Source organism: Luteimonas pelagia, from assembly GCF_054776035.1.
Map to the genome: position 1 here is coordinate 435,048 of NZ_BAAHCG010000001.1, position 18,142 is coordinate 453,189.

Annotated in this window: 19 protein-coding genes and 1 tRNA gene; 12 read left to right on the forward strand and 8 right to left on the reverse strand. The window is 71.8% G+C overall.

The genetic code is table 11. The features are described 5' to 3' along the window. The 5 genes from phoU to rnt all read left to right on the forward strand — a co-directional run bounded on the left by phoU (position 1) and on the right by rnt (position 3,718). On the forward strand, positions 1 to 714 hold the full coding sequence (gene phoU / locus ACYU7H_RS01980; RefSeq protein ID WP_460812055.1) for a phosphate signaling complex protein PhoU: 714 nt from the start codon (positions 1 to 3) through the stop codon (positions 712 to 714). Between the two features lie 170 nt (positions 715 to 884). Further along, positions 885 to 1,280, forward strand: coding sequence for an HvfA family oxazolone/thioamide-modified RiPP metallophore (locus tag ACYU7H_RS01985; protein WP_460812057.1), 396 nt, complete (start codon positions 885 to 887; stop codon positions 1,278 to 1,280). 96 nt (positions 1,281 to 1,376) lie between these two features. Next, entirely contained in the window at positions 1,377 to 2,252 is an 876-nt protein-coding gene (locus tag ACYU7H_RS01990) for an HvfB family MNIO-type RiPP peptide maturase (protein WP_460812058.1), read from the forward strand. Further along, entirely contained in the window at positions 2,245 to 3,015 is a 771-nt protein-coding gene (locus ACYU7H_RS01995; RefSeq protein WP_460812060.1) for an HvfC family RiPP maturation protein, read from the forward strand. Before ACYU7H_RS01990 ends, ACYU7H_RS01995 begins: the two co-directional genes overlap by 8 nt. Positions 3,016 to 3,127: 112 nt before the next feature. After that, on the forward strand, positions 3,128 to 3,718 hold the full coding sequence (rnt, locus tag ACYU7H_RS02000) for a ribonuclease T (protein ID WP_460812062.1): 591 nt from the start codon (positions 3,128 to 3,130) through the stop codon (positions 3,716 to 3,718). Between the two features lie 319 nt (positions 3,719 to 4,037). Here the strand turns inward: rnt and ACYU7H_RS02005 are convergent, their stop codons facing one another. The 6 genes from ACYU7H_RS02005 to ACYU7H_RS02030 all read right to left on the reverse strand — a co-directional run bounded on the left by ACYU7H_RS02005 (position 4,038) and on the right by ACYU7H_RS02030 (position 8,655). Then, complete coding sequence (locus tag ACYU7H_RS02005; RefSeq protein WP_460812063.1) at positions 4,038 to 4,298, reverse strand: CBU_0592 family membrane protein; 261 nt, start codon at positions 4,296 to 4,298, stop codon at positions 4,038 to 4,040. Between the two features lie 37 nt (positions 4,299 to 4,335). Further along, a complete protein-coding gene (rlmB, locus tag ACYU7H_RS02010) occupies positions 4,336 to 5,079 on the reverse strand; it encodes a 23S rRNA (guanosine(2251)-2'-O)-methyltransferase RlmB (RefSeq protein WP_460812065.1) in 744 nt (247 codons plus the stop codon). Next, the gene (gene rnr, locus ACYU7H_RS02015) at positions 5,079 to 7,547 is read right to left on the reverse strand and encodes a ribonuclease R (RefSeq protein ID WP_460812066.1); all 2,469 of its coding nucleotides are present in this window, start codon (positions 7,545 to 7,547) and stop codon (positions 5,079 to 5,081) included. Before rnr ends, rlmB begins: the two co-directional genes overlap by 1 nt. Positions 7,548 to 7,604: 57 nt before the next feature. Further along, positions 7,605 to 7,850 carry a hypothetical protein gene (locus ACYU7H_RS02020; protein ID WP_460812068.1) on the reverse strand — a complete coding sequence of 82 codons (246 nt, stop codon included), beginning with the start codon at positions 7,848 to 7,850 and terminating at the stop codon, positions 7,605 to 7,607. A gap of 134 nt (positions 7,851 to 7,984) precedes the next feature. After that, positions 7,985 to 8,069 (reverse strand) — tRNA-Leu (locus tag ACYU7H_RS02025). A gap of 55 nt (positions 8,070 to 8,124) precedes the next feature. Continuing rightward, positions 8,125 to 8,655, reverse strand: coding sequence for a PAS domain-containing protein (locus ACYU7H_RS02030; protein ID WP_460812070.1), 531 nt, complete (start codon positions 8,653 to 8,655; stop codon positions 8,125 to 8,127). A gap of 181 nt (positions 8,656 to 8,836) precedes the next feature. Here ACYU7H_RS02030 and parC point away from each other — a divergent pair, with 181 nt between their 5' ends. The 7 genes from parC to ACYU7H_RS02065 all read left to right on the forward strand — a co-directional run bounded on the left by parC (position 8,837) and on the right by ACYU7H_RS02065 (position 16,407). Further along, complete coding sequence (gene parC, locus ACYU7H_RS02035; protein WP_460812072.1) at positions 8,837 to 11,086, forward strand: DNA topoisomerase IV subunit A; 2,250 nt, start codon at positions 8,837 to 8,839, stop codon at positions 11,084 to 11,086. A 57-nt stretch (positions 11,087 to 11,143) separates the two neighbouring features. Continuing rightward, positions 11,144 to 11,800, forward strand: a complete 657-nt coding sequence (locus ACYU7H_RS02040; protein ID WP_460812074.1) for a thiopurine S-methyltransferase — start codon at positions 11,144 to 11,146, stop codon at positions 11,798 to 11,800. Positions 11,801 to 11,852: 52 nt separating this feature from the next. Then, positions 11,853 to 12,191: an ArsR/SmtB family transcription factor gene (locus ACYU7H_RS02045; protein WP_460812075.1), complete on the forward strand. Its 339-nt coding sequence runs from the start codon at positions 11,853 to 11,855 to the stop codon at positions 12,189 to 12,191. Continuing rightward, the gene (locus ACYU7H_RS02050) at positions 12,188 to 12,676 is read left to right on the forward strand and encodes an ArsI/CadI family heavy metal resistance metalloenzyme (RefSeq protein WP_460812077.1); all 489 of its coding nucleotides are present in this window, start codon (positions 12,188 to 12,190) and stop codon (positions 12,674 to 12,676) included. Before ACYU7H_RS02045 ends, ACYU7H_RS02050 begins: the two co-directional genes overlap by 4 nt. A gap of 12 nt (positions 12,677 to 12,688) precedes the next feature. Further along, the gene (locus ACYU7H_RS02055) at positions 12,689 to 13,081 is read left to right on the forward strand and encodes an arsenate reductase ArsC (protein WP_460812078.1); all 393 of its coding nucleotides are present in this window, start codon (positions 12,689 to 12,691) and stop codon (positions 13,079 to 13,081) included. Further along, positions 13,078 to 13,767: an aquaporin gene (locus tag ACYU7H_RS02060; RefSeq protein WP_460812080.1), complete on the forward strand. Its 690-nt coding sequence runs from the start codon at positions 13,078 to 13,080 to the stop codon at positions 13,765 to 13,767. The genes ACYU7H_RS02055 and ACYU7H_RS02060 overlap by 4 nt, the downstream gene beginning before the upstream one ends. Before the next feature lie 225 nt (positions 13,768 to 13,992). After that, positions 13,993 to 16,407 (forward strand): penicillin acylase family protein, encoded by a 2,415-nt coding sequence (locus tag ACYU7H_RS02065; protein WP_460812081.1) that lies wholly within the window; start codon positions 13,993 to 13,995, stop codon positions 16,405 to 16,407. Positions 16,408 to 16,512: 105 nt separating this feature from the next. Here ACYU7H_RS02065 and dapE read toward each other — a convergent pair whose 3' ends face one another. Together dapE and ACYU7H_RS02075 are read right to left on the reverse strand one after the other, a co-directional pair. Then, the gene (gene dapE / locus ACYU7H_RS02070) at positions 16,513 to 17,667 is read right to left on the reverse strand and encodes a succinyl-diaminopimelate desuccinylase (RefSeq protein WP_460812083.1); all 1,155 of its coding nucleotides are present in this window, start codon (positions 17,665 to 17,667) and stop codon (positions 16,513 to 16,515) included. Between the two features lie 112 nt (positions 17,668 to 17,779). Further along, a complete protein-coding gene (locus ACYU7H_RS02075; RefSeq protein WP_460812084.1) occupies positions 17,780 to 18,139 on the reverse strand; it encodes a Spx/MgsR family RNA polymerase-binding regulatory protein in 360 nt (119 codons plus the stop codon). Between the last annotated feature and the right edge of the window lie 3 nt (positions 18,140 to 18,142).

Genomic DNA, 18,142 nt, shown 5'->3' on the forward strand with positions numbered 1-18,142 from the left:
ATGACCGCACAACCCCACGACCATATCCTCAAGAGCCACGACGCCGACCGCGAGCACCTGCTCGACGAGCTGGTCCGCATGGGCGAGATGTCGGTGGCCCAGCTCGAGGCGGCGCTGGACGTCGTCGACCGCCGCGACGACAACGCCGCCGACCGCATCGTGGCCAACGACGAGGCCATCGATGCGATCGAGCAGCAGGTGGGACACGACGTCATGAAGATGGCGCTGCGCGGACCGCTGGCGCGCGACCTGCGCGAGCTGCTGGCCGCGCTCCGCGTCGCCTCCGACATCGAGCGCATCGGCGACTACGCCGCGAACGTGGCCAAGCGCTCCAAGACGCTCAACCAGGCGCCGCCGCTGCCCCACACGCGGGGCCTGGCGACGCTCGGGAAGCTGGCCGCCGACCTGGTGCGCGACGTGATGAAGGCCTACCGTACGTTCGACGCCGACCTGGCGCAGCAGGTGCGCGAGCGGGACGCGGAGCTGGACGCGCAGTACACCAGCCTGTTCCGCGAGCTGCTCACCTACATGATGGAGGACGCGCGCTCGATCACGCCGAGCACGCACCTGCTGTTCATGGCCAAGAACATCGAGCGGATCGGCGACCACGCGACGAACATCGCCGAGAACATCTGGTTCCTGGTGCACGGCGAGGAGCAGCTGCCGCCGCGCGAGAAGCGCGACGACAGCAGCAGCGCGACGCCCTCGCCCTAAGAGCGGCGCCGGACGATTTCGCGGGCGCGCGGCCGGCCGGTCGGGTGCCTGCGTAAACCACCGAAGCCGTCGCGTTTCGGCGGGTTAACGAGACGCTTGCGTTCGGGATCGGAGATGGCGCTACGATTCGGGTCCCTGCGGGCCCGCCGCCCGCCATCCGGAGCGTTTCGATGAACAAGCAGACCCGCAAACCCGTCGTCGCCGCGGTGGGCGTCGCCCTCGCCGGCGGCCTGGCCCTGTCCGGCTCGGCCTTCGCGATGGATACGCTCGCACAGGGCTACGCGCTGGGCGCGGCCATGGAGGACCATGGCGGCGAGAAGCATGCCGAAGGCAAGTGCGGCGAAGGCCGCTGCGGCATGGAGAAGATGGACACCGACGGCGATGGCCGCCTGTCGCAGGCCGAGTTCGCCGCCAAGCACGAAGGCCAGGCCGGGAAGTTCGCCGGCATCGACACCGATGGCGACGGCTTCATCAGCGCCGCCGAGATGGATGCGCACCACGCCGCCGGCGAGAAGGAATCGATGGAAGGCAAGTGCGGCGAGGGCAAGTGCGGCGGCGCGGCCTGACCGCCTCCCCGGAGCGCGGCCCGGTGCGCGACCTGCGCCGGTGACGCGATGCATGACCATGGACGGGGCGCGCTTGGCGCCCCGTTCCATTTCACGATGACCACCGACAACGCACCGAAGCCGATTCCGCCGGGCAGCGCGGGCCTGGGCCTGCGGCGCCGCCTGCTGGACGCGCTGCGGGACGCGCCGGCCGGTGCGTTCGACTTCCTCGAGTGCGCGCCGGAGAACTGGATCGGCGTCGGCGGGCGGTTGGGCGAGGCCCTGGATGAGCTGTCCGCGCGCGTGCCCATCACGTGCCACGGGCTCTCCCTGTCGCTGGGTGGGCCCGACCCGCTCGACGAGACGCTGCTGGCGCGCATCCGCGTGTTCCTGGACCGCCATCGCGTGCCGCTCTACAGCGAGCACCTGAGCTACTGCAGCGACGGCGGACAGATGTACGACCTGCTGCCCCTGCCCTTCACCGACGCGGCCGTCGAGCACGTCGCCGGGCGCATCCGACGCGTGCAGGACGCGCTCGGCCGGCGCATCGCGATCGAGAACGTCAGCTACTACCTCGCGCATCCCGCGGCGCCCGGGGCCGAGCCGATGGCCGAGGCGGACTTCGTCAACGCGGTACTCGACCGGGCCGGTTGCGACCTCCTGCTGGACGTCAACAACGTCTTCGTCAATGCCGTGAACCATGGCTACGACGCGGTGGCCTACATCGATGCGATGCCTTCGGAACGCATCGCCTGCTACCACGTCGCCGGCCATTTCGACGAAGCCGACGACCTGAAGGTCGACACGCACGGCGCGCCGGTCAAGGACGGGGTGTGGGACCTGCTCGCACATGCCTACGCGCGCCATGGCGTGCGGCCCACGCTGCTCGAGCGCGACTTCAACTTCCCGCCGTTCGAGCGCCTGCGCGCGGAGGTGGACAGAATCCGTGCGCTGCAGGGATCGTCAGCGGCGGGGAGGCGGGCCCATGGCTGATCCGGCCGCCACGCTGCGCGCCCAGCTCGACACGCTGGCCGACCACGTGCGCGATCCGGCGACGCACGCCGCGCCCGCGGGCGTCGAGGACCGGCGGCTCAAGGTGTACCGGGACCTGTTCCTCAACGGCATCGACGCGCTGCTGGCGGGCAACTTCCCGGTCATCCGCCTCACCCTCGGGGACGCCGGCTGGCGTGCGCTCGTCGCCGCGTTCTACGCCACCCACCGGTCCCGCACGCCGCTGTTCACCGAAGTCGCGCGGGAGTTCATCGCGTGCCTCGAGGCGCGCGCGGGAACCGACGCGGGCGACCCGCCCTGGCTTGCAGAGCTCGCGCACTACGAGTGGGTGGAACTCGCGCTGCAGATCAGCGAGGCGCCCGCGCCGGAGCGCTTCGGCACGGGGGACGACCTGCTCGACGTCCCCGTGGCCCTCTCCCCGCTCGCGTGGGTCCTGGCATACGCGTGGCCGGTGCACCGGATCGGGCCCGGCTTCCAGCCTTCGGAGGCACCCGAGGCGCCCACCCTGCTCCTGGTGCGGCGGGACGCCGCGGGCACGGTGCATTTCTCCGAACTCTCGCCGCTGACCTGGCGCCTGCTGGAACTGGCCTCGGGCGAAGAGGCGCGGACGGGGCGCGCCCTGCTCACGCAACTGGCGCGCGAGGCCGACGCGCCGGATGCCGCGCGCTTCGTCTCGGACGGCCACGCGATGCTCCGTCGGCTTGCCGGCGAGGGGACCGTCGCGCGCCCCCCGAGTGCGGCCTGAGGGCGGAAATGGCCGCGCCCGCGCGGCCTGCTAGGCTGGCGGGATGACCGGCGACGCCCCCACACCGCCCGTGGCCCCCGTCGAGGCCGCTGCCACCCCCTCGACGCCCCCCATGGCCACCCGCTTCCGCGGCTACCTGCCCGTGGTGGTGGACGTGGAGACCGGCGGCTTCGACTGGAACCGCCACGCGCTGCTGGAACTGGCGGCGGTGCCGATCGAACTCTCGGACGACGGCCGGTTCGTTCCCGGCGACACCGCGAGCGTCCACCTCGTCCCCGCGCCCGGCACGGAGATCGACCCGAAGTCGCTCGAGGTCACCGGGATCGACATCGACCATCCGTTCCGGCTGGCGAAGGAGGAGCGCGAGGCGCTCAACCACGTGTTCGCGCCCGTGCGCGCCGCGGTGAAGCGCAACGGCTGCCAGCGCGCGATTCTGGTGGGCCACAACGCCCACTTCGACCTGAACTTCCTCAACGCCGCGGTCGCGCGCAGTGGCCACAAGCGCAATCCGTTCCATCCCTTCAGCGTGTTCGACACCGTGACGATGGCGGGCATCGCCTACGGGCAGACCGTGCTCGCGCGTGCCGTGCAGGCGGCCGGGCTGGACTGGAACCAGGCCGATGCGCACTCGGCGGTGTACGACGCCGAGCGCACGGCGCAGCTGTTCTGCGCGATCGCGAACGCCTGGCCCCGGTCGCGCTGAGGCCGGACGCCCGGTCCTGTAGGAGCGGGCCTGCGCCCGCGATCGCTTGCGCCGCGACATCCGGGCTTCGATCGCCATCGCGCGCGTAGGCGCGCTCCTACGCGCGTCCATCCACCGGACTCGTGGCGCGCGCCCCTGTAGGAGCGGGGCTTGCACCGCGATGGCCTGCGCCGCGGATCCAGCCGACGCGGGGTCGCGCCCCGAGGTGCGCTCCCACAGGGGTTCGGCGCTCCCGCGCTCTCGTAGGAGCGGGCCTACGCCCGCGAATGGTTCGCGGCGCGACGCCGGCGCCATGCCGGTATCGCGCACAGGCGCGCTCCTACGGGTTCCCGGGTTTCGGGCCCGCGAGGGTGCGCCAGATGCCGTAGGCGCTGATCGCCACCCACGCGGCCTCGAGCAGGAACACGGAGACGTTGAACTTGCCCAGCAGCGAGACCAGCACGCCGCCCGCGCCGAACAGGTTGAGCAGCTGGTAGGGCAGCCGGTTGCCGTGCAAGCGCCCCGCCTGCAATCCGAAGAACGCGCCCAGCACCATCAGCGTGCCGGCGATCCCGACCCAGTCGTACCACTCGAGGTTCATCGCTCCCTCCCCGGAACGTGCGGCCGGACGGCCGCGGTCACTGCCGCTGGCGCACCGCCTCGAACAGGGCCACGCCCGCGGCCACCGACACGTTGAGGCTCTCGAAGCCGCCAGGCATCGGGATCGACGCCAGGCCATCGCAGGTCTCGCGCGTCAGGCGCCGCAATCCCTCGCCCTCGCCGCCCAGCACCAGCGCGACGTTGCCCTTCAGGTCGAGCGCGTACACCGAACCGTCCGACTCTCCCGCGAGGCCGTACACCCACACGCCCTGCTTCTGCAGGTCCTTGAGCGCACGCGACAGGTTGGTCACCGCGACCACGGGCACGACTTCCGCCGCGCCGGCCGCGGTCTTGCGCACCGTGGCGTTGAGCTGCACCGACTTGTCGCGCGGGATCACGACCGCCGTCGCGCCCGCCGCCGCCGCGCTGCGCAGGCATGCGCCGAGGTTGTGCGGATCCTGCACGCCGTCGAGCACCAGAAGCAGCGCGCGGCCTTCGGCGCCATCGACCAGGCCCGCCAGGTCGTGCTCGCCCCAGGTCTTCGCCGCAGCGTAGCGCGCGACCACGCCCTGGTGCCGCACGCCACCGGCCGCGCCCTCCAGCGCATTGGCCGCCACGCGTCGCACGTCGATGCCGTGCCGGCGCGCCTCGGTCTCGAGCTCGCCGAGGCGCGGGTTCTTCGCCCCCGCCTCGACCAGCACTTCGCGCACGTGCTCCGGATCGTTGGCGACCGCCGAGGCGACCGCGTTGATGCCGGCGATCCATTGCGTGTCCTTGGCCATCAGTACGAGTGCTTCTTCCGCTTGGCGGGCTGCCCGCGCGGCTTCGGTGCCTTCGGCGGCTTCGGCTCGCCCTTGCGCGGGCCGCCCTCCTCGACCAGCCGGAAATCGATCTTGCGGTCCTCCACGCTCGCCTTGAGCACCAGGATCCGCACCCGGTCGCCAAGCCGGTATTCCTTGCCGCGGCGCTCGCCGGACAGCGTCTTCCGGATCGGGTCGAAGTGGTAGTAGTCGTTCGGCAGCTGGGTCACGTGCACCAGGCCGTTGACCTTCGACGCGTCCAGCTCGACGAACAGGCCGAAGCTGGTCACGCCGCTGATCACGCCTTCGAACTCGCCGCCGACGTGCTGTTCCATCCACGCGGCCCGGTAGCGCTCGTCGACCTCGCGCGAGGCCTCGTCGGCGCGCCGGCTGCGCTCGGAGCTCTGCAGCGAGAGCGCGGACATCTCCTGGTGCGCGTAGTGGAAGTCCTCCGCGTTCCCGCCGCCGAGTGCGTGCTTGATCGCCCGGTGAACCAGCAGGTCCGGGTAGCGCCGGATCGGCGAGGTGAAGTGCGCGTACTCCCCGAGCGCCAGGCCGAAGTGGCCGATGTTCTCCGGGTCGTACACGGCCAGGCTCTGGCTGCGCAGCAGCACCGACTCGATCAGCGCGGCGTCCGGGCGCTCGCGGATCTTCTCCATGAGCCTGGTGAAGTCCTTCGGCTGCACCCGGGCCCATGGCGGCAGGCGCAGCTGGAACTCCTTGAGGAATTCCTCCAGGTCCGCGTACTTCTGCTCCGGTGGCCGGTCGTGGATGCGATACGGCGCCGGGATCTCCGCGCCGAGCAGGAACTTCGCGGCCTCGACGTTCGCCGCGATCATGCATTCCTCGATCAGCTTGTGCGCGTCGTTGCGCTGGAGCATGCCGGCCTGGACGACCTCGCCCTTCGGCCCGAGCACGAAGCGCACCTCGCTGGTCTCGAACTCGATCGCGCCGCGCTTGCGGCGGGCCTTGGCGAGCACCTCGTAGAGCTGGTGCAGGCGCTCGACCTGCGGCAGCAGCTTGCCGATGACCGTCAGGGCCTCCTCGCGCTCCGGCCCGGGCGCGCCCTCGTCCAGCGCATTCCAGACCTGGGTGTAGGTCAGGCGCGCATGCGAGTGCATGACCGCCTCGTAGAACTCCGAGCCGGTGACCTCGCCCTTGCGGTCGACCTGCATGTCGCAGACGAAGCACAGCCGGTCGACCTTCGGCTTGAGCGAGCAGATGCCGTTGGACAGGGTCTCCGGCAGCATCGGCACCACGAAGCCCGGGAAGTACACGGACGTCGCGCGCTTCTGCGCCTCGTCGTCGAGCGGCGTGCCCGGGCGCACGTAGTGCGAGACGTCGGCGATCGCGACGACCAGCCGGAACCCGTCCCGGTTGGGCTCGCAGTACACCGCGTCGTCGAAATCCTTCGCGTCCTCGCCGTCGATGGTGACCAGCGGCAGCTTGCGCAGGTCGCGGCGGCGCTTCGCCTCGTCGTCCTGCACGTCGACGGGCACGCCCGCGGCCTGGTCGAGCACCGGGCGCGGGAATTCGTGCGGGATGTCGTGGCCGTGGATCGCCGCCTGCACCGCCAGCGACGCCGTCAGCCGGTCGCCGAGCACCGTCAGGATGCGACCGATCGGCGGGCGCCGCGGGTCCGGCGACTGGGTGATTTCCGCCACCACCAGTTGCCCTGGCTGCGCGTCGCCGTGCGCGTCGGGGGCGATCAGCAGGTTGCGCTGGATGCGCGGATCGTCGGGCACCACGTAGCCGATCCCTGCCTCGACGATGTAGCGGCCGATCAGCCGCGTGAGGCGGCGCTCGAGCACCTCGACGATCGCGCCCTCCAGCCGGCCGCGCCGGTCCATGCCGGTGACGCTGGCCAGCACGCGGTCGCCGTGCATGGCCTTGCGCATCTCGAACGGCGGCAGGAACAGGTCGTCGCCGCCGGCGTCCGGGCGCAGGAAGCCGAAGCCGTCGGGGTTCGCGATCACGGTGCCGGGCACCAGGTCCGCATGTGCGGCGGGCACGTAGCCGCCGCGGCGGTTCTGCAGCAGCTGGCCGTCGCGCAGCATCGCGGCCAGGCGCTTGGAGAGGGCGTCGAACCGGTCCGGCGCCTCGAGGCCGAGCCGGCTTGCGATGTCATCCGCCTCCAGCGGGCCGTCGGCAGCGTCCAGCAGCGCGAGGATCGCCTCGCGGCTCGCGATGGGATCCGCGTAGCGACGCGCCTCGCGATCGGCATGCGGGTCGTGGAAGCCCGCGCCACCACCACGGCCGCCGCGTCCGGCTTCCGCCGGTGCACGCCTCCCGGGGCCGCGCGCCGGCGGCTCGGGCATCCATCCAGGGCGGCTGGACGCGGGCTTGCCCCGCTTGCCGCCTGATCCGCCCCGCGGTGGGGAGGCCTTGCCGCCTGGCTTCGCACCCTTGCCCGCCTTGGCGCCCTTGTCCCTGCCGGACTTCCTGCTCATTCGCGGCTCCTTTCGCCCGTTCGCGTGTCGCGGCCCGTCGCGGTGGAGCGGGGCCAGTCAGTCGCGCAGCTTGAGCCCATGGTCCCCGTTGGCGGTGCCATCGGGCTCCATCACCGCGCTGCGGCGTCCGGCGCGGTCGAACATGACCGGGACCGGCTCCAGGAACAACGGACGCCGCACGAACCGGAGCGTCCAGCCCAGATGTTGCATCGTGGCGATCGTGGACAACTGCTTCGCGTTCAATCCCGCGCGCAATCGGGCGAGGTCGCGTGCCTCGTCCTTCCTGCGGTCCTTGCCTTCCATCGTGCCTCCGCGCAAGACGCCGGACTATCCCACCCGGGGGATCGACGCGGCATGAGGAATCCCGTGCCGGTCAACAAAAAACCCGCCATCGGCGGGTTTCTGGTGCCGGACGGTGATGCCGCCCGACGGTGTCATGGTGCCCAGGAGAGGACTCGAACCTCCACGGTTTTACCCGCTAGTACCTGAAACTAGTGCGTCTACCAATTCCGCCACCTGGGCAGGTGGGCCGCGTATGTTGCGGTGCGGCCGGGGGCTTGTCAACGGCCCAGTCCCGCTATGGCAGCGCCTTCAGGTCGGATGCGGTTGGCAGCCGCAACGTGGGCGCACGCGCGTAGTCCCCGCAGCGCGCCTTCTCGGCCGTGATGTCGAACATGATCCCGCGAAGGACCGTGGGGATCCCCCGAAGGCCCCGAATGACCCGGACGTAGTCGACCAGCCACACCACGCCGCCCCCGGGATGGACCGCCCGGTACTCGAAGACATGGTCACGCGCCTTGCCCGAGGCCAGCGCGCAGTAGGCGACGGCGTCGCGCCGGTCCTCCGGATGGACGATGGTGTCCACCCAGAACGACGGGTCCAGCCACAGGGAAGCGGGGTGGCCGAGCAGCTGCTCGGCGTCGCCCCCGACGTAGTCGAAGGCGAAGGTCTGCGGATCGCCCTGCCAGACGATCAGGCGCCGCCCCGGGAACGCCTCGCGGGCGGCCGCAAGGACCTCCTCGATGCCGGCGTCGCCGTCACCGAAGACTTCCTGGACGTCCAGCGGGAGGACGCTCTCGCGGTCAACGGTGGAGAACGTGTTCGTCATGCCTGGGCCCTCGGCGCAAGGCGCGCAGTGTATCCGCACGGCGCCGCGCCGGGCGTGACGTCGCCATGCCGCCGGGCGAGCGCCATCCCGCGCCCAACCCCGCCAATGCAGCGGCGGGGCCGACCCGGCCGCGCCGGCCCTGCACCGTACAATCGCGCGTTCCCCCGACGTACGACCGACGATGACCGACGACGCCGTCCGCCCCGCCTTCCACGGCTTCGAGCAGATCCCGCTGCGCGAGTACGCCGAGCGCGCGTACCTGGACTACTCCATGTACGTGGTGCTGGACCGCGCCCTGCCCTTCATCGGCGACGGTCTCAAGCCGGTGCAGCGGCGGATCGTCTACGCGATGAGCGAGCTGGGCCTCAATGCGGGCGCCAAGCCGAAGAAGTCGGCGCGCACCGTCGGCGACGTGATCGGCAAGTACCACCCGCACGGCGACAGCGCCTGCTACGAGGCGATGGTGCTGATGGCGCAGCCGTTCTCGTGGCGCTACCCGCTAATCGACGGCCAGGGCAATTTCGGATCGCCCGACGACCCCAAGTCGTTCGCGGCGATGCGCTACACCGAGAGCAAGCTCACGCCGATCGCCGAGGTCCTGCTGGGCGAACTCGGCCAGGGCACGGTCGACTGGGCGCCCAACTTCGACGGCACGCTGGAGGAGCCGAGCTGGTTGCCCGCGCGCCTGCCGCACCTCCTGCTCAACGGCACCACGGGCATCGCCGTCGGCATGGCGACCGACGTGCCCCCGCACAACCTCAACGAGATCGTGAGCGCGTGCGTGCGCCTGCTCGACGACCCGGACGCGACCGTGCGCGACCTGATGGAGCACGTGCGCGGCCCGGACTACCCGACCACCGCCGAGATCATCACGCCGGCCGCCGACCTGCTGTCGCTCTACGAAACCGGCAACGGCAGCGTGCGCGCGCGCGCCACCTTCAAGAAGGAAGGCAGCGGCAACATCGTCGTCGACGCCCTGCCCCACCAGGTGTCGCCGAGCAAGGTGATCGAGCAGATCGCCGCGCAGATGCGGGCCAAGAAGCTGCCGTGGCTGGAGGACCTGCGCGACGAGTCCGACCACGAGAACCCGGTGCGCCTCGTGCTGGTGCCACGCAGCAACCGCGTGGACGTCGAGCAGCTGATGGGCCACCTGTTCGCGACCACGGACCTGGAGAAGAGCTTCCGGGTCAACCTCAACGTGATCGGCCTGGACGGCAAGCCGCAGGTCAAGAATCTCGGGGCGCTGCTGTCCGAATGGCTGGCGTTCCGCGGCGACACCGTCACCCGGCGCCTGAAGCACCGGCTGGAGAAGGTCGAGCGCCGCCGGCACCTGCTCGAGGGCCTGCTGGTCGCCTTCCTCAACCTGGACGAGGTGATCCGCATCATCCGCACCGAGGACGAACCGCGCCCGGTGCTGCAGAAGCGCTTCGAACTGTCCGACGACCAGGTCGACTACATCCTCGAGACCCGCCTGCGCCAGCTCGCGCGCCTGGAGGAGATGAAGATCCGGGGCGAGCAGGACGAACTCGACAGCGAGCGCGACCGCCTGATCGCCACGCTCGGCAGCAAGGCCAAGCTGCGGAAGCTGGTCAAGGACGAGCTGCTGGCCGATGCGAAGAAGTTCGGCGACGCGCGCCGCTCGCCGCTGGTCGCGCGCGAATCGGCGCAGGCGCTGGACGAGACCGACCTCGTGGCCAGCGAGCCGATGACCGTCGTGCTCAGCCAGAAGGGCTGGGTGCGCGCCGCGAAGGGCCACGGCATCGATGCGGCCACCCTCGGCTACCGGGAGGGGGACGCGTTGCTGGCCGCCGTGCCGGGGCGCAGCACCTGGCAGGTGGCGTTCCTGGATTCGACCGGTCGCAGCTACTCGACGCTCACGCACGGGCTGCCCTCCGCGCGCGGCAATGGCGAGCCGCTGACCGGCCGCTTCGCGCCGCCCTCGGGCGCGTCGTTCCAGGCGTTGGCCAGCGGCGAGAACGATGCCGCGCTGGTACTGGCGTCCTCGCACGGCTACGGCTTCGTGACGCGGTTCGAGAACCTCACGGGCCGCAACAAGGCCGGCAAGGCGCTCTTGTCGCTGTCGCCGGGCGCCAAGGTCGTGCAGCCGGCGATGGTGCAGGACGTGGCGGCCGACCGGATCGTGGCGGTCACCTCGGCCGGCCACCTCCTCGCCTTCCCCGTCGCCGACCTGCCCGAGCTGGCAAAGGGCAAGGGCAACAAGCTGATCGAGATCCCCAAGGCCAAGCGCGGCACCGAGAAGGTCGTGGCCGTGGCCGTGGTGCCGCCGGGCGGCACGCTGCAGGTGCACTCGGGGCAACGGACGATGTCGCTCGCGTTCAAGGACCTCGAGGCGTACCTGGGTAGTCGCGCCAGCCGCGGCGGGCTGCTGCCCCGCGGGTGGCAGAAGGTCGACGGCCTCTCGCTCGCATGAGCGGGCACCGGTCCACGCGCCGGGTCGCCGCATCGGCCAGCGCCGCGGGAACCCTGGATGGATCCTGAGTTCTGGCAGGCGCGCTGGCGCGAGGGGCGGACCGGGTTCCACCAGGACCAGGTCACGCCCCTGCTCCAGGCGCACTGGAACGCGGTCGGCGTGCCCGACGGCGGGCGCGTCTTCGTCCCGCTCGCGGGCAAGTCGCTGGACATGGCCTGGCTGGCCGCACGGGGCCACCCGGTGCTCGGCGTGGAGTTGTCCCGCATCGCGGTCGAGGCGTTCTTCGATGCACAGGGGCTGGCGCCGTCCGTGCGCGACACGGCTTCGGGCACGCACTACGCGGCGGGCGGCGTCGAGCTGGTGTGCGGCGACGTGTTCGACATGGACGATGCATTGCTGGCGTCGTGCCAGGGCGTGTTCGACCGCGCGGCGCTCATCGCCCTGCCGCCGGAACTGCGTGCGCGCTACGCACGCACGCCCTACGCGCGGCTGCCCCGCGGCTGCCGCGGGCTGGTGATCACCCTCGAGTACCCGCCGGCCGAGAAGAAGGGTCCGCCCTTCACCGTGCCCGAAGTCGAGGTGCGGTCCCTGTTCGAACGGGACTGGATGGTCGACGTGCTCGAGCGCCGCGACATCCTGGCCGACCAGCCGGGGTTCGTGGCCGAAGGCGTGACCGCGCTGGAAACCGTCGCCTACCGCATCGTGCGCCGATAGCCCGCCGCCTGCGGGCCATTGACAGGTCACTTATTTCCATTATTCTGGAATGATGGAAACCAAGACCGCGCTGCAGGCACTGGCCGCCCTCGGGCACGAGACCCGCCTCGCCGCGTTCCGCGCGCTCGTGCAGGCCGGACGCGACGGGATGCCCGTTGGCGACCTGCGCGCGCGCCTGGACGTCCCGCCCGCGACCCTGACCGCCCACCTCAACACCCTGCGCGCCGCCGGCCTGGTCCGGGACCGGCGCGAGGGTCGCGTGATCCGCGTCAGCGCCGCCTACGACGCGATGGACGCGCTGCTCGGCTACCTCACCGAAAACTGCTGCGGGGGCGATGCCACCTGCGGCCCCGCAACCGACTGCACCCCCGGAAGGAAGACACCCGCATGAACCGCTTCCACGTCCACCTGGCCGTCGCCGACCTGCACGCCAGCATCCGCTTCTACACCGCCCTGTTCGGCAGCGCGCCGACCGTCGAGAAGACCGACTACGCGAAGTGGCTGCTCGACGACCCGCGCGTGAACTTCGCCATCTCCACCAACAGCGGCGCGGTGGGCATCGAGCACCTGGGCATCCAGGCGGACGATCCCGATGCACTGGCCGAACTCGGCCGCCGGCTCGACGCCGCCGGCGGCACCGTCGTGCCCGAAGAAGCGACCGTCTGCTGCTATGCGCGCTCGGACAAGTTCTGGACCGAGGATCCGCAGGGGACGAAGTGGGAGACGTTCCACACGTTCGGCAGCGCGACGACCTACCACGGCGCGTCCGCCGCCTGCGCGACCGATGGCGCCTCCTGCACGCCCGACCTCGCGAGGATGCAGCCGATGGCCGCCTCGAGCGGCAGGTGCTGCGCGCCGGCGTCCGGCTGCTGCTGAGGGCCGGGGACCATGGACCAGCGCAAGCGCGTGCTGTTCGTGTGCGTGGAGAACGCCAATCGCAGCCAGATGGCCGAGGCGTTCGCACGCACGCATGGGGGCGACGCGGTCGAGGCGGCAAGCGCCGGTTCGCGGCCGACCGGGCGCATCAACCCGAAGGCAGTCCGGTTCATGGCCGAGCGCGGCTACGACCTTTCGGCGCACGGTTCGAAGTCCCTGGACGACGTCCAGGGACCCTTCGACGCGGTGGTGACCATGGGCTGCGGCGACAGCTGCCCCTGGATCGCGGCACGTTTGCGCCAGGACTGGGCCCTGCCCGACCCGCGCGACATGGACGACGACGGCTATCGCGCGGTCCGCGACGACATCGAAGCCCGCGTCATCGCGCTCCTGGGGGCCCTGTGATCCGCGCCACGCCTGCGACGCTGCTGTCCGAGGGACTCGGCACCGCGCTCCTGCTGTCGACGGTGGTCGGGTCGGGCGTGATGGGCGTCGCGCTCGCCCAGGGCAACGACGGGATCGCGCTCCTGGCCAATGCCGCCGCGACCGCGGCGGTGCTCTACGTCCTGATCGTGCTGTTCGGTCCCGTGTCGGGGGCGCACTTCAATCCCGCCGTGACGCTGGCCATGCGCCTTCGCGGCGCGATGCGGACGCGGGACGCCCTCGCCTACGTCCTGGTGCAGGTCCTCGGTGCGATCGCGGGCGTCCTGCTCGCGCACGCGATGTTCGAACTCCCGCTGGTGCAACCCGGCCTCCGCGCCAGGACCGGCGGCGCGCAATGGCTGAGCGAGGGCGTCGCCACGTTCGGCCTGGTGCTGGCGATCCTGATGGGCCTGCGGCACCGGCCCGCCGCGGTCCCCGGGCTCGTCGCGTCATGGATCTTCGCCGCGTACTGGTTCACCGCGAGCACGTCGTTCGCCAATCCGGCAGTCACCCTGGCGCGCTCGATCACCACGACCTTCGCCGGCATCCGGCCGGACGACGTCGGCGCGTTCGTGGCCGCGCAGGTCGCCGGGGCCGTGGCGGCCGTCCTGCTCGCGCGATGGCTGGCACGGGCCGACATGCCGGCCCGGGAAGCGCCCCCGTCCTGAAAAAAGAAAAGGCCCGCACATCCCTGTGCAGGCCGGGGAGAGCGAGCGTCGCCCCGCGTCGGACGGTCGCCGGCTTCGGGCGCCGACCTGGTTGTCCTGTCCGCCCGCGGGGCACCCGTGCCCGGCGGGGGCCGCGTGCCCCATGGCGCTTGCGTCGCGGTGCACGACTGGGCCAACGTGCCGGCGAGGCCGGTTCGGCCACGGCGCGCACGGGGGCGACATCGCATGGACAGGCGGCAACTGCGCCGATGGAGCACGTGGGGCGCCGGCGGCCTGGTCGCGCTCGCGATGGTCGCGGTGCTCGCGGCTTGGATCGGCCTGCGGCGGAGCCTTCCACCGCTTGACGGCGAACACCCGCTGTCCGGCCTGGCCGCGCCGGCGACCGTGGCGCGCGATGCACTCGGCACCGTCACCATCGACGCGGCCAGCCAGGCCGACGCCATGCGCGCACTCGGCTACGTGCACGCGCAGGAGCGCTATTTCGAGATGGACCTGATGCGCCGCAGCGCCGCCGGCGAGCTGGCGGCGCTGTTCGGCCCCCGCGCCCTCGACCATGATCGCGGCCAGCGCATCCACCGGATGCGCGCGCGCACCGACGCGAACCTGGCGCGCATCCTGGGCCGCCACCAGGGCGTCGCCAACGCCTATGCCGAAGGCGCCAACGCGGGACTGGACGCGCTGGCGGGGCGCCCCTGGCCCTACCTCCTGCTGCGCCAGCCGCCCGCGCCGTGGACGCCGGCGGACTCGGCCCTGGTCGGCTTCGCGATGTACTTCGACCTGCAGGGCGGCGACAACGCGCGGGAGTACGCGTTGTGGCGCGTGCGCCCGCACCTCCCGCCCGCGCTGTACCGGTTGCTGGTGCATGACGGCAGCAGCTGGGACGCGCCGTTGCAGGGCAGTGGCCGCGGTGACGCCGTGCTTCCTGAGCCCGACGTCGTGGACCTGCGTGCCCTGCCGGCGCCCGGCACCGTCACCGGCCCGTCGGTCGAACCCCCGTTCGCGCGCGGCAGCAACAACTTCGCCGTGTCGGGCGCATTGACCCGGCACGGCGCGGCGCTCGTCGCCGACGACATGCACCTCGGGCTGCGCGCGCCGAACATCTGGTTCCGCGTGCGGTTGCGCTATCCGGATCGCGGCGCGCCGGGCGGACGCGCGGACATCACCGGTTTCAGCCTGCCGGGCCTGCCCGGGGTCGTCGTGGGAAGCAACGGCCACGTCGCCTGGGGCTTCACGAACAGCTATGGCGACTGGGCCGACTGGCGGCGGGAGCCGGGCTGCGCGGTGGGCTGCCGGGCCGCGCGCGTCCATGTCGAAACCATCGAGGTCGCCGGTGGCGATCCGGTCCGCTTCGAAGTGCGGGAAACGGACTGGGGACCGCTCGTGCACGCCACGCCGTCGGGCGACGGCCTCGCGATGCGCTGGGCCGCCCACCTGCCGGGCGCGCTGAACCTGGGCCTGTTGGACTTCGCGAACGCGGGCGACCTCCATGCACTGTTCGCGGCAGCGGATGACACGGCCATTCCCGCGCAGAACCTGGTCGCCGGCGACCGGAGCGGCCGCATCGGCTGGCGCCTGCTCGGGCCCATTCCGGTGGGCGGGCGCTGCGACGTCGACGGCCCCCTTGCGGACCCGCCCGGGACGGATCCGGAACCAGCGTCGTGCAGCCCCTGGCAACTGGCGACTGCCGGGAACCCCGGGATCAAGGACCCCGTGGACGGCCGATTGTGGACCGCGAACGCCCGCGTCGTGGATGGCGAGGCGCTGGCCGCCATCGGCGACGGCGGCTACGCGAACGGCGTGCGCGCCTGGATGATCCGGGATCGACTCGTGGCGGGCACGCGCTTCGACGCACGGGACCTGCTCGAGATCCAGCTCGATGACCGCGCGATGTTCCTCGAGCGCTGGTGGGACCTGCTGCGCGCGCAGGCACGCGCGGCGGGCACGCCGGCGCTTTCGGCGCTGGCGGACGCCGACGCGGCATGGCCACGGCGCGCGAGTGGCGACACGGCGAGCTACCGGATCGCGCGCGCATGGCGCCTCGCGGTCCATGCACGCATCCTCGACGGCCTGCTCGCGCCCGCGCGCGCCGAGCTCGGCGACGCCATGCCTGTCCCGGGCCTTCCGCAGTTCGAGGGCGTCGCCTGGCCGATCGCGTCGACACGGCCGGCGCACCTGCTGCCGCGCGCGTTCGACAGCTGGCCCGCGCTGTTCGAGGACGCCGCCAGGGAAGTCCGCGACGAACTGTCCGGCCGCGGTCCGCTCTCCGAGCGCACGTGGTCGGAGCGCAACACCGCGCGGATCTGCCACCCGCTGGCCGGGGCGATCCCGCTCCTCGGCGTTCGCGTGCTGTGCATGCCGCGCGAGCCGCTCGCGGGCGACACGCTCACCCCGCGCGCGCAGTCGCCGGACGCCGGTGCATCGCAGCGCATGGTCGTCGCGCCCGGGCACGAGGCGGAAGGCATCGCGCACATGCCCGGCGGCCAGAGTGGCCACCCCCCTCTCGCCCTTCTGGGGCGCGGGCCACGACGACTGGGTCCATGGGCGTCCGACGCCGTTCCTGCCTGGCGAGACGCGACACACGCTGCGCCTGGTTCCGGAGCGCGAGTGACGAAAGGCTCGCGCATCCCGCCTCACGCCTAGACGCGCGATTGCCTCATCGCCCGGGCGCGTTCACTGCACGCGTGGTGTGACCGGAGGACATCGCGCGCGTAGGCGCGCTCCTACGGCGCGTCGCGGTTGATGGCCTCAGGGGACCAGCAGGCGCTCGACCAGGGCGAGGTACAGGTCGGGCAAGGCCTCGAGGTCCGACACGCGCACGTGCTCGTCGACCTTGTGGATGCTCGCGTTGACCGGCCCGACCTCGATGCAGTGCGCGCCGAGCGGCGCGATGAAGCGCGCGTCCGACGTGCCCCCGCCGGTGCTCTCCTCGGGCGGCGCGCCGGCGAAGCGCGTGAGCACGTCGCGGGCGGCGGATCGCAGCGGCCCCTCCGGGGTGAAGAACGGCTCGCCGCTGCGGTGCCAATGGATCGCGTAGTCGCCGGCGCCAAGGCCGTGCGACTGCAGGATCGCCTCGCACTCGCGCTCCAGGCGCCCGGCATCCCAGTGCGGGTTGTAGCGCAGGTTGAACAGCACGCGCAGGTCGCCAGGGATCACGTTGTTCGCGCCCGTCCCCGCGTTGATGTTGCTCACCTGCAGGCTGGTCGGCGGGAACGTCTCGTAGCCCGCGTCCCACTCGCGCGCGACCAAGGCCGCGAGCGCCGGAAGGGCCATGTGCACGGGATTGCGCGCCTTGCCCGGATACGCCACGTGCCCCTGCACGCCGCGCACGTCGAGCGTCGCCGAGAGGCTCCCGCGCCGCCCGACGCGAAGGAGGTCGCCGAGCGTATTCTTCGACGACGGCTCCCCGGTCACGCACCAGTCGATCCGCTGCCCACGCTCGCGGAACATCTCGGCCACGCGCCGCACCCCGTCGATCGCGTCGCCCTCCTCGTCCGAGGTGAGCAGCAGCGCCAGCGTCCCGCGATGGTCGGGATGCGCAGCGGCGAACCGCTCGGCCGCGACGACGAACGCGGCGACGCTGCCTTTCATGTCCGCCGCCCCGCGTCCGTAGAGCACGCCGTCGCGGATCTCGGGCACGAACGGATCGCTCGCCCACGCCTCGCGCGGCCCCGGCGGCACCACGTCGGTGTGCCCCAGCAGCACCAGCACCGGACCGTCCTCGTTGCCGTCCAGCGGACCGTGCGTCGCCCACAGGTTGTCGACCTCGCCCAGCCGCAGGTGCTCGCACGCGAATCCCGCGCGCTCCAGCCGCCCGGCGATCAAGGCCTGGCAACCCGCGTCGTCGGGCGTCACCGACGCCCGGGCGATCAGTTCCCGCGTGAGTTGCAGCACGTCGCTCATGGCGCACCTCCAGCAGAGCCTGTCGTCCCGAGCGCAGCGAGGGACCTGCTTCCCGCGTTTCCCGCGCCCACGAGCGCAAGCGCAGGTCCCTCGCTGCGCTCGGGACGACAGGTCATCTGGTATCGAACCGCTTCTTGAAGCCGTTGTCTGAAAAGCCCTGCGTCACCACGCCATCTCCAGTGACGACGACCGGCCGCCGCACCAGTTGCGGATATTCACGCAGCAACAGCGTCCACTCGGCATCGGACCCGGGCACCTTCCGGTTCGGCGGCAGGTTCCGCCAGGTGGTCGACGACCTGTTGACCATCGCGTCCCATCCGCCCAGCGCGTCCTTCCACGCCACCAGCGTCTCCGGCGACGGCTTCTCGTCCCGGTAGTCCACGAAGTCGTGCGCGACGCCGAAGCGGTCCAGCCACTTCCGCGCCTTCCGGCACGTGTCGCAGTTCTTCAATCCGTACAGCGTCGTCGTCATCAG